Source organism: Muricomes intestini (genome assembly GCF_004346165.1).
Taxonomy (GTDB): Bacteria; Bacillota; Clostridia; order Lachnospirales; family Lachnospiraceae; genus Muricomes; species Muricomes intestini.
Genome location: NZ_SLZZ01000006.1, coordinates 88380 through 102073 on the forward strand (window position 1 = coordinate 88380; position 13694 = coordinate 102073).

Below are 13694 nucleotides of genomic sequence, written 5' to 3' on the forward strand. Positions count from 1 at the left end.
TCACCTCCATCTGCTGCGGGCCTGAATGGTCAGTTTCTTGAACGCGGACTCTCTGGGCGTCGAGAGTGTGATGCTTTTTACCATTGGCGTTACCGATGAATCCGTTGTGGCAAGCGTCACACGGAATTTGATGTATTTCGCAGAATCCGACTGCACCGTATTGTCCGCGCCGGGAGTCGCCCAGTCGCTCCACGTCGATAAGTCACCCGAGGTGGAGGTCTCAACGGAGACGCTTGTACCGGCCGGCTTATCGGCAGTCAGGGAAAGATAGCATTTTCCCACTATACCGTATTCCACGGCGGCGGTTGTGAGGTATCCGCTCGTCGCGTAGGCGGAGTCCGTTGCTTTGAGTGTCACGGCGTCCTCTGTCATCAGTCCGTCCACGTCTGCCGTCGAGTCCGCCGCATTTGCCGTCAGGGACTTCTGAAACCAGAGGGCGATGTCGTCCGCTGTTAAATCCGACTCACAGTTCAGGAACCAGTCGTCGAAGTTACCCGCATACCAGTATGTCTCGGCGTGCATTCCCCAGATCAGGTCGGCTGTACAGGATCGGTTGAGGTCACCTGTGAAGCTGACCGCATCGGATATCCAGATTTCGCCGGTGCTCCGGCATTCAAGCACATACTGTGCTGTCCTGTCGTCCGGCTTGATCACCGCCACTATGAAGTACCACAGGCCGTTTGTTAGCGTGAAGCTCGGCGTGAAATCCTCATCGAGGATCAGTGTTCCGGAGGAATTGTAGAGCATCAGGCGCGGATTGCCGGAATGCAGTGATAGGTAGAATATCGGGTTGCCGGTTCCCTGGCGGGTATTGAGCAGCGGGCAGAAAGTATTTCCGACCGAGTATGTTGTGGACATGAACCATCCGCCGACTACTATCGTCTTGCCGATATTCGAAAACAGCGTGCCGTCGTTGCTGACTTTCAGATACGTCTGCTCGGTCGAGGGATTGTTGATGTTCATGCGGAACGACCTGCCAAGGTGGCCTGCCTGCAGGGAAGCCGTAGTGCCGCTCCATCCACTGATGGATGCCTTTCTGTCTTTGCCGGAGGAGTCCGCAAGGCATGTGTCGGAATCCGGCGCGGATTCATTGAACCGCCACAGACCATCCGCTCCCCATGACGCGGGAACCTGCCCGGTGAACTTGTTCTGCGAGTTCAGCGTCTGAACCGTCGTCTCCGTAGTGCTGTCGGCTTCAATTGTGATCGTGTTCGCGCCGACCTTGAGCGCCGGGAAGTCAAGGCTTTCTAGAAGCGGCAGGCCGTTGCGAAGCGTATTGCCGTCAGAATCCGTGACCTTCGCAGTCATGAGCGAGGAATCAATCACCAGAATCTCATTCTTGGAGAGTGCACCGTCAATCTTCAGGCTGCTGCCGTTGGTCGTGACGACCGCATTCTTGCCTTTGGCAAGGTCCGCCGTAAGTGAATAGACCGGCAGGGAATCGGCATTGCCGAGTGTCCGGTTCAGCGAGAACGTCCCGGCCTCGGTGATTTCAAACGTCTCGTCGTTTTCGGCGTAGGCGTATGGATCGGGACAGAGGAACGTCAGATCGAAGGTGCAGGAGTTCCGTACGACCTTGTCAAACGAGAATCCGCTCTCGAGTCTCGCACGGTGCACGCGGTTCGGCTCCTTGTCCAGTATCAGATCGCACAGCCCGATGTCCGGATTAAGCCACGCGATGATCTCGTCCTTGCGGGCGAGAAAATCCTCATCGGATTTTCCAGGAGGGATGAAACAGGATATTTCGATCTTGCGCTCGCCGATGGTCTCGCCAAAGTCGAATACGCCCTCGCGTCCGGGAACGGTGATCGTGTTGTTGGTGAAGTCCGGCATTCTGATTTCCTTTGTCATTCTGGTCGCCAAGCCGAAGCTCTGGCTCGTTCTGCCGTTGAATTTGAATCCCATTAGATCACCGATCCTTTCGCGCGGCGGCTGCCGACAAGCAGGGTGTTGAGCTGCTGCGAGATTTTGCGTATGTCGTCGTCGCTGCGCACGCTCATGGTTTCGATATTGATCAGTGGGCCATTGTATCCGGCGGTTTCGCTGACGGCTTCCCGTATCATGTTTTTAAGACTGTTCACGCCGACCACGGCTTCGTCGCCAGCTTCGCCTCCTCCGAGGAGCGTTCCCCCGGACTGCCCGAAGATGGTCGCGTCCTTGAGGATCATGCCGCCGTTCATCGCTTTCTTGTACCAGGAGACAGAGAAATGCGGAATGCTCGGCGGATTCAGACTGAACGAACCGGAAATCGAGAAGTGCGGGAGCTTGATTTTCGGCAGGCTCCACTTGAAGTTGAACACGCCTTTCAGCTTGTTCACGACGCCGGAGACAAAGCTCCAGATGTTATTGAACACCGATGTGAACGTTGATTTGATGCCGTTCAGGATTCCACTGATCGTGCTTTTGATAGCATTGAAGGCGGAGGTAATCCCGGACTTCATCGTGTTCACGACGCTCATCACGGCTGATTTAATGCCGTTCCATACCGAGGTCGCGACGGATTTAATTCCGTTGAACACGGTCGAGGTGATGGCCTTTATTCCGTTCCAAGCGGTCGTGACGGCGATCTTGATACCGTTGCAGACTGTCGTAATCGCGGTTTTGATGGCATTCCAGACGGTTGTGACGACAGTCTGAATGGCTGTGCATACCGTCGAAATCACAGTCTTTATTGCGTTCCATATCGTGTTCACCACAGTCTGGATAGCTGTAAGAACGGTGGTAATGACCGTCTTGTAGATATTGAAGTAGGCTGTGACGACAGTCTGTATCGCCGTAAAAATTGTGGTGAAGAATGTCTTGATGCCATTCCACACAGTCTGAATCACCGTGCTGATGGTGTTCATCACCGTTGTAACGATGCTCTGTATTCCGTTCCACGCGCCGGACAGGAAGCTACTGATGCCGTTCATCGCGGAGGTGAACACGCCACTGATGGCAGTCCAGATGGTTGTGAAGAAGTCCTTGATCGCTGTCCAGACGGTTATCGCGACTTCCTTGATGTTGTCCCAGAGGTTGATCCAGAAATTGCGGAAACTCTCGCAGTTGTTCCACAGGTAAATAAAGGCCGCGACGAGCAGTCCAATTGCTGTAATGATGAGACCTATTGGATTCGCCGCTATTGCCGCGTTGAGCGCAGTCATGCCACCTTTAACTATATTGATTGCAGATACGATCTTCGGCGCAAGCGTCATCAATGCCCCGACTCCTGTCGCCATCTTTCCAATGACGATCAGCACAGGACCGATGGCCGCCACGATTGCGGTGATGGCCAGGATCATTTTCTGCATCGCCGGGTCCATGTTCATGATAGCGTTCATTACGTCGATGATCTTCTCCATCAGGCTCAGGAACGCCGGTGCGACTGCCTGACCGATGGTAACCGTCAGCACATCGAAGGTGGACTTGAGCTGCTCGATTGTACCGCCGGTGCCGCTCATCAGGGCGTTCGACATGTTCTCCGCCGAGCCGCCGCAGTCGTCGAGCGCGTCGCGGAGAGACGACACCTCAGACGGTGAGGTCTGGATCAGCGTCAGCCACTTGGACATCTGTTCCTTGCCAAAGATATTAGCGGCGGCTTCCAGCTTTTCCTGATCGGTCAGACCGGAGAACGCAGAGTTCAGATTTGCCAGCACGGTCGGCATGTCCTTGAGCGTGCCGTTTTCATTGAAGATGGCGTAGGTCTGTCCGGTGGAAAGCCCGAGCTGATCCATTGCCGTCGCGCCTTCCTTGGCGGGAGAAGCGAGACGTGCGAGTCCTGTTTTCAGAGCGTTCGCACCTTCAGAACCGGAAATGCCCGCGTTTCCGAACACGTCAGTAATCGTCGCGAGATCCTTCACATCCCATCCGACGGTCTTGCAGATAGGCCCTGCAACGGACATTGCCTCGAAAAGCTCCGAGGTCGTGGTGTTCGCCTGTGCCTGCGCCTTGGCGAGAACGTCCGCGTAGTTTGCCGCTTCAGAGGAGTCCGCACCGAACATCTTCATGGCGTTGCCAAGTCCAGATGTGGTTTCGGAAAGATCCGTGCCAGTACCCGCGGCAAGGTTCATCGCCGGAGTCAGCATGTCGGTTGCTTCTTTTGCCGTGAAGCCCTGACGCGCGAAGTTCAAGGTGGCGTCGGCTGCGTCCTGCATGCCGTAGACAGATTCCTTCGCGGAGGTCCCGATCTGGTCCCATAGTCCCTCGAAGTCCTCGACAGAGTTCGCTGTGTCGCCCATCGTCTGTTTGACGAGGTTGAACTGCTTGTCCACGTCGCCGTAGGCAGTGACTGCCGCTGTCGCTCCGGCCACAACGGGAGCAGTGAAGCCCATCGTCATTTTTGTTCCAGCACTGGAAAGGCTCTCGCCGACGGATTTGACCTTCTCACCGGCTGCCGCAATCTTCTGTGCGGAGACGGAGCCGAAGTTCTCATATTCCTTGGTCAGGCTTTTGAGGTCTTGCTCGGTTTCGACGATTTCTCGCTGAAGCGCATCGTACTGGCTCTGGCTCATGTCGCCGTTTGCAAGAGCCTGATCTGCCTGTTTTGCTGCTTCCTTGAGCGCTTCAAGCCGCTCCTTAGTTGCGGCAATTTCAGTTTGAAGTCCTTTCTGCTTCTGGGAGAGGAGTTCCGTATTGCCAGGATCGAGCTTCAGGAGCTTGTTGACGTCCCGCAGGCTTTTCTGCGTATTGCTGATCTGCTTGTCGACCGATTTGAGCGATTCGGTCAGCTTAGTGGTGTCGCCGCCGATCTCGACGGTGATGCCTTTGATTCTATTCGCCATGCGGATTCCTCCTCCCTATTAAAATCTATCCATCATTTCCTGTGTCGCGATTTCCGGGTAGTCCCAGTCGTCGTTGCTCATTTCGGCGTACATGTCGTTGACGGTGCCGATGGTCAGCAGGTCAAGCTCCGAGACATGCAGTCCGATCTGCACGCAGCGCAAAAGAAAGAGCGGGGTAGTCATTTCCCGCTCTGTCGCGCGATGTTTTTTTTAGCGGATACCTGCTGCTCGGTATTGATGCCCCACAGCTCGATAATCTGCGGCAGCACCTCGTAAATCGAGAACGTGTTGAAGCCGTCCAGCCATTCCTCCGGCGTATCCGGAACGGCTGCATCCGCGTGCTTTGCCATCAGCCATGCGATGTTCTCGAACAGCTCCAGCGAGAATGTATCCAGACTGGAATTTTCCGAGTCGTTCTCGCTGATGCCTTTCTGAAGCTCATTCAGGTCGCGGTAGATGTCTCGGTGGAACTTGTTTCTGTAGAGGCGTGGAATCGCAGCCGATGCTCTGAATGTCACTGGCTGCCCGTCAATCGTGATAGTTTTCGTCACTGCCATCGTTTACTCCTCCTCTGTCGAATAGCTCATGTTTGCCTTTTCGCCGGACGAGGTGGTCGTGGTGTCGCTTGGCTCGTAGACTTTGTCGTACCAGGCGTTGTAAACCGCGTCCGTGGTGTTCGTGCCGGTCTTGACCTTCACGAGTCCAGAAGGCAGCGGCGATACGGTGATGGAAAGCGTGTCCGTCTGTACCTCGGTCGAGTCTTCCTTGGTCTGACCTGAAACGGACGGTCTCGTCGCGGAGCAGTAGTACATACAGTGGCGGATCTTTCGCTGGTCGCCGGAAAATTCGAATAGCAGCGCGAAATGCTCCGGCTCCACATCCTTGTTCTCGGCAATCACGCCGTTCGCGTCCTCGGTCTCGTGCATCACGTCGGTGAGGAAGCTTTCCGGGATGAGTGCCAGCTCAAAGTCGCCGGAATATCCGTTGTTGTTGCTGACCATGTAATAAACCGTGTCGTCGGCGTAGAACGGCTCGTTGTCGCCCTCGGCGTCAAGGGAAAGACTGACCGCGCCGGGCATCGCCACAGGCGTGCCGAATGTCACCGTTCCATCCTCGGCAAGCGTCGCGATCGCGTAGTGGCAGTTCTTCAGGCCAAACTTGACCTTGTTCTTCTTATTAGCCATATTCTTTAACCTCCAATAATCTGTGTTTGGTAGAGAACCTCGTACATCTTCTCGTCCTCGATCCAGACCTCCGACTTCTCATACGGCAATTCGTGAGAGGTGAGAATGTCCTCGATTTTCGATTCAGTGTCCGGGTCCTTTTTGTCTGTGTAAAGCTCGATGTTCAGCTCGTCGACCTTCTGCCAGACCACGTTGTCCGCGAAAATGTTGTCCGTTCCCGGAAACAGGAAGCAGATGAACGGCGGGTCCGGAGACTCGCCCTCGGCAAAGTGGTCGTAGGCGACGGGAAGTCCGGCTTCCTCGAGCATGGTTACGATCTCGTCATAGTTCATAGGCGTCATCCTTTCAGTTTGGATTCAATCTCGCGCACCAGCTTCTCATTGCCTGCCTGCTCGGCAGGAGCGATATGCGGTCTTGCGGCCACACGGCCTCCGCCGCGCTTGGCGTGACCATGCTCCAGAAGGTGCGCAATCTGATAGCGGTTCCGCGAATGAACCACCATGTCGATGGAGTCCGCACTTTCGCTGACGGTCTTGACCGACCATGACTTCTTGTACTTGCCGGTACGCACAGGAGCGTTCGCCTGAATATCCTTGCGGACGGATTTCGCCGTATCCCTGACCGCATCCTTCATGTCGTCGGCGGCAAGGTCGGCGTATTCCTGCAGGCCCTTCATCACGGCGTCACGCAGGCCGTCAATTGATACCTTCTCGTTCATGTCGTTTTCTCCAATGCGCAGTTGAATTTCAGCGTGTTCTTCTTGTAGCCCATCGGGTTCACATAGGTGATGTTGTACGTTTTGCCTTCCGCGAGAATCCGGTACTTCGTGGAGACGACCTCGGCAAGCTCGGAGCACCAGCGGCAGGTGAAGTTCAGCGATTCCTCCGAGTTGATCACCTCGCCGGAAGTCTCCGAACCGTAGGAGTCCGTACCGACCGTCGCCCAGCACTTGAAGTAGTCTGTCCACGACGCCGTATGGTTTCCGTACTTGTCCGTGGTTATTTCATTCTTCTGGAATGTGACCGGCACACGCATATTGGCGATCTTCATCAAAATCCCTCCTTGCGCACGCCGAACAGAAGCGCCCGGAGCGTCAGATTCAGCTGATTGTGGTCAGCGTCCTCGCGGTGCTCGTACAGGTACGCCACGGTGTAGAGAATGGCAATGCGCATGCGGATGAGGATTTTCTCCTCGCTTGCCTCCCATTCCTCGTCAGAGTAGCGGGCGATGTCCTGAACGGTCGCGGTGGCCGATGTTATGAGATTCTGGATCAGCTCGTCCTCATCGGAAGAACTAACTCGCAGATAGGTTTTTGCTTCCTCAAGCGTTACTTCCATGAGACACCTCCAATAAAAGTGAAGCGGACACCCGTAATGGATGCCCGCCCACAACAAAGCGAAATCAATCAGCCCGCCGCCTTGACGGAAAGACCGCGCACGGCTTCCGGCAGGATCAGCTTGCCATCTACGCGCTCAGACGCGAGGAATCCGATCTGGCCGTTCGCCGCGTAGAGCTCCGACAGGCGCTTGAAGGAGCGTCCCTGACGGTCGGCAATCCAGTAATAGGAGAAGTCTCCGAACAGGATCGGCACATTTCCGGCTGCCAGCTCCGGCGCGTAGATGCTCGTGTGGTACGGACGGTTCAGGATGGTATCCGGCTGACCGGCTACGACGCTCGGCTGCCAGATGTAGTTTCCGTTGCCGTCCTTGATCTTGCGCAGCGCCTTGACGGTGGAGTCGTTCAGAATCCACACAGCGCGGTTGCGGTAGACCGAACGCAGGGAGTGGAACACGTCCATGATCTGGTCGAAGGTGAGGTTCGTGTTCGCGATCTCCGTGGTCGCGCCATCGGTCGCCTTGACCTTGGTGAAGACGCCCTCAGGCTTCTTCTGGCCGTCGCCGACGAGGAACGCCTCCTCCTCGGCGGCACCGATGCGCCGCGCGAACTCGGTGGAGATGTAGCTCTCGAGGTCGAAGACGGAGTCGTTCATCAGCTCCTCGGATACCTTGATCGCCGTTCCCAGCTTGTACGCGGAAAGCGTGATCTGGTCGAAGGTGTCGTCGGATTCCGGATAGAGCCCATTCTCCTCCATCCAGCTTGCCGTTCCGTGAGATGCGACAATCGGAATCGTGTGCGTTCCGCTGTCGGTCTGAATGACGTGCGCGAGACTTCTGAAGAAGTTCTCGTCGGTCAGCGCCTGCACCAGCTGATGCTCGTACTCATCCGGTACGAGGTACCCGCCGTTCGCGTCAGTGCCGACTTCGAGTACATTCTGTACGTCGTACCAGTTGCGCTTGCGGATCGAATCCCAGAAGGCGGTCTTGTACGCCTTGGAAGCAATGCCGGGCTTGTCGTCCGGTTCGTCCTTGGCACCGGGCTTGCCGGTGAGCGGTGCGGATGTCGGCGCGGAGAGCATCTTGTCGATCTGCTCCTGTCGCTGCAGGCGCTCGATGTCGTGCGTCAGATCGGTGACTTCCTTTTCCATCTTGTCGTAGGTGGCGGCGTCCTCCGCGGATACGTTGCCGCCGTTATCGGAGTGGGTGTCGAGAAAGTTCTTAGCCGCGTCCCACGCCTTGGCGCGTCTGTCCATGAGTTCCATAATCTTGGTCATAATCGTTATCCTCCATTCATTAGTGGCTGAGAAGCGAGAGCCGCTTCTCAAGATCTGCGACCTTCACGGTCTGTGTCTTTATTTCGGGTTTGCGTTTCGGTATCAGCTTCGAGAGCAGGGAATCCGTGACGGCTTTCCGGGAGAAAAGCATCTCGACTTCGCCGTCATCAGGCTCGTCGCCCTCGGTGCTTTCGTCGGGCTCGGTTCCGTCCGCGAACAGGATCTCGTCGGCGAATCCGAGCTTCTTGGCTTCCTTAGCGTTCATCCAGGTCTCAGCGTCCATGAGCTTGCTGATCTTGTTCCGGGAGAGACCGGACTTGATCTCGTAGGCGTTCATGATGGATTCCTTGACCTCGGACAGCATGTCGATGGCTTTCTGCATTTCTTCCGAATCGCCGATTGCGATGGTCGCGGGATTATGCACCATCAGCATCGCGACCGGACTCATGCAGACCTTCGTTCCCGCCATTGCGATGACGCTTGCCGCCGAAGCCGCGAGCGCGTCGATCTTGACGGTCACCTCATACGGGTAGTCCATCAGCATGTTGTAGATCTGCGCCGCCGCGAAGACGTCGCCGCCGGGCGAATTGATCCAGAGCGTGATGTTGCCTTTTCCGCTGTTCAGCTCGTCCTTGAAGACCTGCGGCGTGACTTCGTCGCCGTACCAGGTCTCATCGGATATTTCCCCGTCGAGGTAGAGCGTGCGGTCGCTGCCGAAGCTGTCCGGCGTTTCGTTTCTGGTCCATCGCCAGAATTTTCTTGTCATAGGGGCTTCCTCCTTTCCCGGAGCCGGTCACCGGACTCCGACTGTTCCTGTGATTCTTCCGATTTCTCGGTCGATTCTTGTTCTTCATTGGGTTGTTCCTCCGTTTCTGTTGAAGCTGATGCTGCGAAGATTCCGGCATCCTCGAGCTTGGTCATGTTGCCGTTGATGAGATACAGGTCGCCGCCCTTGTTCTCCGGAATGCGGTCGAGATTTTCAAGCTCGCGTATGTCGTTTGCCGACATCCATCCGTTCTGCCTTGCAGTGGCGTAGCCGTTCATGCGGCTCTGATAGTCGCCTCTGAGCAGACCGTCCACGTTGAACTTGAAGAAGTAGTCCTTCTTCTCCTCGGGACGGAGCAGTGCTCTGCGCATCGACTGTTCCCAGCGGGATACCCACGGGTCGAGCGTGTACTTTACGAATTCCAGCGACTGCTGCTCGATATTCGAGTAGCTCGATTTATCGAGGTCACCGATCATGTGCGGCGGGATACGGAATATTCTCGCGATCTCGTCTATCTGGAACTTGCGCGTCTCAAGGAACTGCGCCTGCTCCGGGCTGATGCTGATTGGCGTGTATTTCATGCCTTCTTCGAGCACTGCGACCTTGTTGGAATTGGCAGAGCCGCCGAAGGCTGAGTTCCAGCTTTCACGGACTCGCTCCGGATCTTTGACCACGCCGGGATGCTCCAGAATGCCGCCCGGCGTCGCGCCATTGGCAAAGAACTTACTGCCGTACTCCTCGGTGGCAATGGCAAGCCCTATGGCGTTCTTGGCCATCGCAATCGGCGAGTAGCCGACTAAGCCGTCGAAGCCGAGACCGGGAATATGCAGCACATCCATCGGAGACAGCCTTACCAGACTGCCTTTCATGGTGTGCGCCTCGTCTGTCGAGGTCTGGTATTCGTAGTAGAGCTGCCCGTTTTCGTCGCGATCGACCGTCATGCGGTTCGGCATCAGCGGATAGAGGGCCACGACGTCGCCCTTGCCGTTTCGGATGATCTGCGCGTAGGCGTTGCCCCACAGGAGCAGGTGCGTCATAAGCGTCTCCCGGAACACGAACGACGTCATCTCAGGATTCGGCTCGTCGTGCAGAAGCTCATAGAGCGGATGGTCGATGGCTTTTTCCTTCGAGCCGTTCTCTGCGTATCTGTACAAATGCAATGGAAGCCCGGCTATCGCCTCGGACAGAATCCGGACGCAAGAGTAGACCGCCGTCATCTGCATGGCGGATCGCTCCGTCACGGCTTTGCCGCTTGTCGTTCCTCCGAAGAAGAAGCGGTACGAGCTGCCCGCTGTGCTGTCCTTGGGAGCGTCGCGCCCTCGAAACCATCTGTTGAATATGCTCATTGCCACACCTCCATTTGATTAAGGGCCTCCCGCAGCAGCAGGAAGCCCAATAGTGAAATCAGAATCATTCATTTGTCCTCATTCAGATAAAAAGAATGCCTCTCGAATCGTAAACGGAGGCAGCATTGTCATTGCCCATTCGTATCGCCCTGTCGAGCGCCATGATCGTGGCGATTGCGCCGTCGATCTTCTCCGTGGATTTCTCCTTGTCGGCCTTAATGTTGCCCGCCGGATCGGTTCGGATGAAGATGTTGTCCATCATCCAGCGGAGCACCGGATGGCCTCCATGTGCTATTCGTTTCTCCAAGACCAGCTTCATCAGCTCCTTGGTCGGCGGAGACATGTCCTTGAAGCCCTGTCCGAAGGGAACGACGGTGAAGCCCATGCCCTCGAGATTCTGCACCATCTGGACGGCTCCCCAGCGGTCGAATGCGATCTCGCGGATGTTGAACCGTTCGCCGAGGTTCTCGATGAACTTTTCGATGTATCCGTAGTGGATGACATTGCCCTCGGTCGTTTCGAGGACGCCTTGTTTCTGCCAGAGGTCGTAGGGAACGTGATCGCGCCGGACGCGCAAATCCAATGTGCCCTCCGGCACCCAGAAGTATGGGAGAACCACATATTTGTCGTCCTCATCCTGCGGCGGGAAGACCAGCACGAACGCTGTAATATCCGTCGTGGATGACAGGTCGAGTCCGCCGTAGCAGACGCGGCCTTCCAAATCGTCCTCATCCACCGGGAATGCGCAGGCATCCCATTTGTCCATTGGCATCCACCTGACAGACTGTTTCACCCACTGGTTCAGGCGAAGCTGCCGGAATGCGTTCTCCTCACCGGGATTCTGCTTTGCCGATTCGCACGCGGCTTTGACCTTGTCGATGCCGACCGTGATACCAAGGCTCGGATTGGCTTTCTTCCAGACCTTCGGGTCGGTCCAGTCCTCGGACTCGTCCGCTCCGAAGATGACCGGGTAGAAGGTCGGATCGTGCTTCCTGCCGTTCATGATGTCGAGCGCTTTCTGGTGCTGCTCATAGCAGATCGACTGCGTATCATTCCCGGCAGTCGTGATCAGGAAGAACAGCGGCTGCATCCGCGCGTCGCCGGAGCCCTTGGTCATAACATCAAAGAGCTTCCGGTTCGGCTGCGTGTGCAGCTCGTCAAAGATCACGCCATGCGTATTGAATCCATGCTTGTTTGCCACATCGGCGGAGAGCACCTGGTAGAAGCTGTGCGTCGGCAGGTATTCGAGCCGCTTCTGCGATTCGAGGATCTTCACGCGCTTTGAGAGTGCCGGGCAGAAGCGCACCATATCGACTGCCACGTCAAAGACGATCTTGGCCTGATTCCTGTCAGCCGCGCAGCCGTACACCTCGGCACGCTCCTCGCCGTCTCCGCAGGTGAGCAGCAGCGCGATCGCAGCGGCAAGCTCCGACTTGCCTTGCTTCTTCGGAATCTCGACGTAGGCGGTGTTGAACTGCCGGTAGCCGTTCTCCTTAATCACGCCGAACAGGTCGCGGACGATCTGCTCCTGCCAGTCGATCAGCTCGAAGGGCTTTCCGGCCCAGGTTCCCTTGGTATGGCAGAGCTGCTCGATGAACAGGCAGGCGTAGTCGGCAAGATTCTCGTCGTAATGGGAGGTCTTCTCCATGAACCGCGTGACCTTGTATTTCTTCAGTTTCCGTACTGCCAATGGAAAATCACTCCCTTCATGGCATAAAAATAACCGCATCGCTGCGGCTTCTATCAGTACGAGAGCGAGAGCCCGGTTGGGCTCTGCTTTCGGAATATTCAAATTCAGGTTGATGCTTAGTTGTACTGCTTCATGAGTACCGCGTAGGCAAGCTGACTGGCTTCGTCCTCGGGCTCGATGTCCCATCCGCGGTCGTAGTTGAGTGTGACCTTGCCGCCGACACGCAGTTCCATCTTGGAAATGCGTCCGCCGTCGATTCCGTAATCCTCGGAAGGCTCCGGGTAGTGCTTTACCCAGTACTTTACAACCGCTCCTTCGATGAGCAGTGATCCTTTTTCCCACATTGTCTTGTCCTCCTTCAGGCTTTTCTGACTTCGACCAGCCATCCGGTAGTCGGGTGCTGTTCGCCGGTTTCCTTTTCCGTTACCATCCAGTCTTCGTCGATGAAGCAAAGGTGCTTTCCGACCTTGATGAAGCGGATGCTCTCGAATCCGGGAATGTTGCAGCGGATGACCTTTGCGCTGCGACTTTCTCCGTCGTAGCTTTTGCCGTCCCAGCCGTTGAAGGTGAAGCGGATGCTTTCCTTTGTCTTTGTGAAGGCTTCCTCGAAATCCTCCCGGCTGATGCTGGTGTTGTAATCTCCAAGTGTGAAGTGGCTTCTGAGTTCGTCGTAAATGTTTGTCATGGTGGTTTCCTCCGTTTGCTTTGTTTTCCCTTTCGGTGTGTACATATATCACTCTGAACGGCCTTTATAGCAAGTCGTTTCCGGAGAATATATGTGACAATCTTCAGGGCAGTTTCGGCGGAGAAAATTGTATAGTTTACAGCTCGAATTCGATGCCGTTCTTGCGTTCCGGCTCCTTGCTGCCGAAGCGGTGGTTGTCCACTCTGGTGACGGTCTTGAGTCCGTTCATCCGGCAGCCGAATGCCGTCAGTCCATAGATGCCGTCCATCAGGCCGGTGCTCTGGTCGGTCACCACAATCGCGGTGATTCCGGCTTCCCGGAGCGTCCTGACGAAATCCTCAAGCTCGTAGTCCCAGGGCAGGTCGTCGGCCTCGAAGGCGTCCGCGCCGTTCCTGAGGCTCCGGTCGTAAAGGACCAGCGCCTTGTTCTGACCGGCGGTGAAGGGGTACGGAAATTCCTCTTTCTCGCGCCTGTCAAAGGCTTTCACGCTGTCCCAGTCGTCCGCGGCGATCATCGTGTCGCGTTCCTTTTCACGGATGGCCTGCGCCTCGTTGTAGGCGATCGCTGTGTCTCTCATCTGTTCGAAGTATGTGTTCTTTTCCATCGTGTTTTCCTCCTGATTTTCGCTTGTTTTCTGTGCCTTTCGGCATGT

16 protein-coding genes are annotated in these 13694 nt (G+C 56.1%); all 16 read right to left on the reverse strand.

Features of this window, described 5'->3' with window-relative positions:
- Positions 1-1905, reverse strand: coding sequence for a distal tail protein Dit (locus tag EDD59_RS18075; protein ID WP_243117354.1), 1905 nt, complete (start codon positions 1903-1905; stop codon positions 1-3).
- Positions 1905-4760 carry a phage tail tape measure protein gene (locus EDD59_RS05960; RefSeq protein ID WP_132379919.1) on the reverse strand — a complete coding sequence of 952 codons (2856 nt, stop codon included), beginning with the start codon at positions 4758-4760 and terminating at the stop codon, positions 1905-1907. The genes EDD59_RS18075 and EDD59_RS05960 overlap by 1 nt, the downstream gene beginning before the upstream one ends.
- Before the next feature lie 18 nt (positions 4761-4778).
- Positions 4779-4943, reverse strand: coding sequence for a hypothetical protein (locus EDD59_RS17750; RefSeq protein ID WP_165920877.1), 165 nt, complete (start codon positions 4941-4943; stop codon positions 4779-4781).
- Positions 4940-5317 carry a hypothetical protein gene (locus EDD59_RS05965; protein WP_132379921.1) on the reverse strand — a complete coding sequence of 126 codons (378 nt, stop codon included), beginning with the start codon at positions 5315-5317 and terminating at the stop codon, positions 4940-4942. Before EDD59_RS05965 ends, EDD59_RS17750 begins: the two co-directional genes overlap by 4 nt.
- Positions 5318-5320: 3 nt before the next feature.
- Positions 5321-5944, reverse strand: a complete 624-nt coding sequence (locus EDD59_RS05970) for a major tail protein (RefSeq protein WP_132379923.1) — start codon at positions 5942-5944, stop codon at positions 5321-5323.
- 5 nt (positions 5945-5949) lie between these two features.
- Positions 5950-6276, reverse strand: coding sequence for a hypothetical protein (locus tag EDD59_RS05975; protein ID WP_086035049.1), 327 nt, complete (start codon positions 6274-6276; stop codon positions 5950-5952).
- Between the two features lie 5 nt (positions 6277-6281).
- Positions 6282-6662, reverse strand: a complete 381-nt coding sequence (locus EDD59_RS05980) for an HK97 gp10 family phage protein (protein ID WP_086035048.1) — start codon at positions 6660-6662, stop codon at positions 6282-6284.
- On the reverse strand, positions 6659-6994 hold the full coding sequence (locus EDD59_RS05985) for a phage head closure protein (protein ID WP_086035047.1): 336 nt from the start codon (positions 6992-6994) through the stop codon (positions 6659-6661). Before EDD59_RS05985 ends, EDD59_RS05980 begins: the two co-directional genes overlap by 4 nt.
- Complete coding sequence (locus EDD59_RS05990; protein ID WP_086035046.1) at positions 6994-7281, reverse strand: head-tail connector protein; 288 nt, start codon at positions 7279-7281, stop codon at positions 6994-6996. Before EDD59_RS05990 ends, EDD59_RS05985 begins: the two co-directional genes overlap by 1 nt.
- 68 nt (positions 7282-7349) lie before the next feature.
- Positions 7350-8555, reverse strand: a complete 1206-nt coding sequence (locus tag EDD59_RS05995) for a phage major capsid protein (protein ID WP_132379925.1) — start codon at positions 8553-8555, stop codon at positions 7350-7352.
- 19 nt (positions 8556-8574) lie between these two features.
- Entirely contained in the window at positions 8575-9321 is a 747-nt protein-coding gene (locus EDD59_RS06000; RefSeq protein ID WP_132379927.1) for a head maturation protease, ClpP-related, read from the reverse strand.
- Entirely contained in the window at positions 9318-10667 is a 1350-nt protein-coding gene (locus tag EDD59_RS06005) for a phage portal protein (RefSeq protein ID WP_132379929.1), read from the reverse strand. Before EDD59_RS06005 ends, EDD59_RS06000 begins: the two co-directional genes overlap by 4 nt.
- A gap of 82 nt (positions 10668-10749) precedes the next feature.
- Positions 10750-12357 carry a terminase large subunit gene (locus EDD59_RS06010; RefSeq protein ID WP_132379931.1) on the reverse strand — a complete coding sequence of 536 codons (1608 nt, stop codon included), beginning with the start codon at positions 12355-12357 and terminating at the stop codon, positions 10750-10752.
- Positions 12358-12473: 116 nt separating this feature from the next.
- Positions 12474-12701 carry a DUF7678 domain-containing protein gene (locus EDD59_RS06015; RefSeq protein ID WP_132379933.1) on the reverse strand — a complete coding sequence of 76 codons (228 nt, stop codon included), beginning with the start codon at positions 12699-12701 and terminating at the stop codon, positions 12474-12476.
- Positions 12702-12715: 14 nt separating this feature from the next.
- Entirely contained in the window at positions 12716-13042 is a 327-nt protein-coding gene (locus tag EDD59_RS06020; RefSeq protein WP_207670379.1) for a hypothetical protein, read from the reverse strand.
- 136 nt (positions 13043-13178) lie between these two features.
- Positions 13179-13646, reverse strand: a complete 468-nt coding sequence (locus EDD59_RS06025) for a DUF7698 family protein (protein WP_132379937.1) — start codon at positions 13644-13646, stop codon at positions 13179-13181.
- Positions 13647-13694 lie beyond the last annotated feature (48 nt).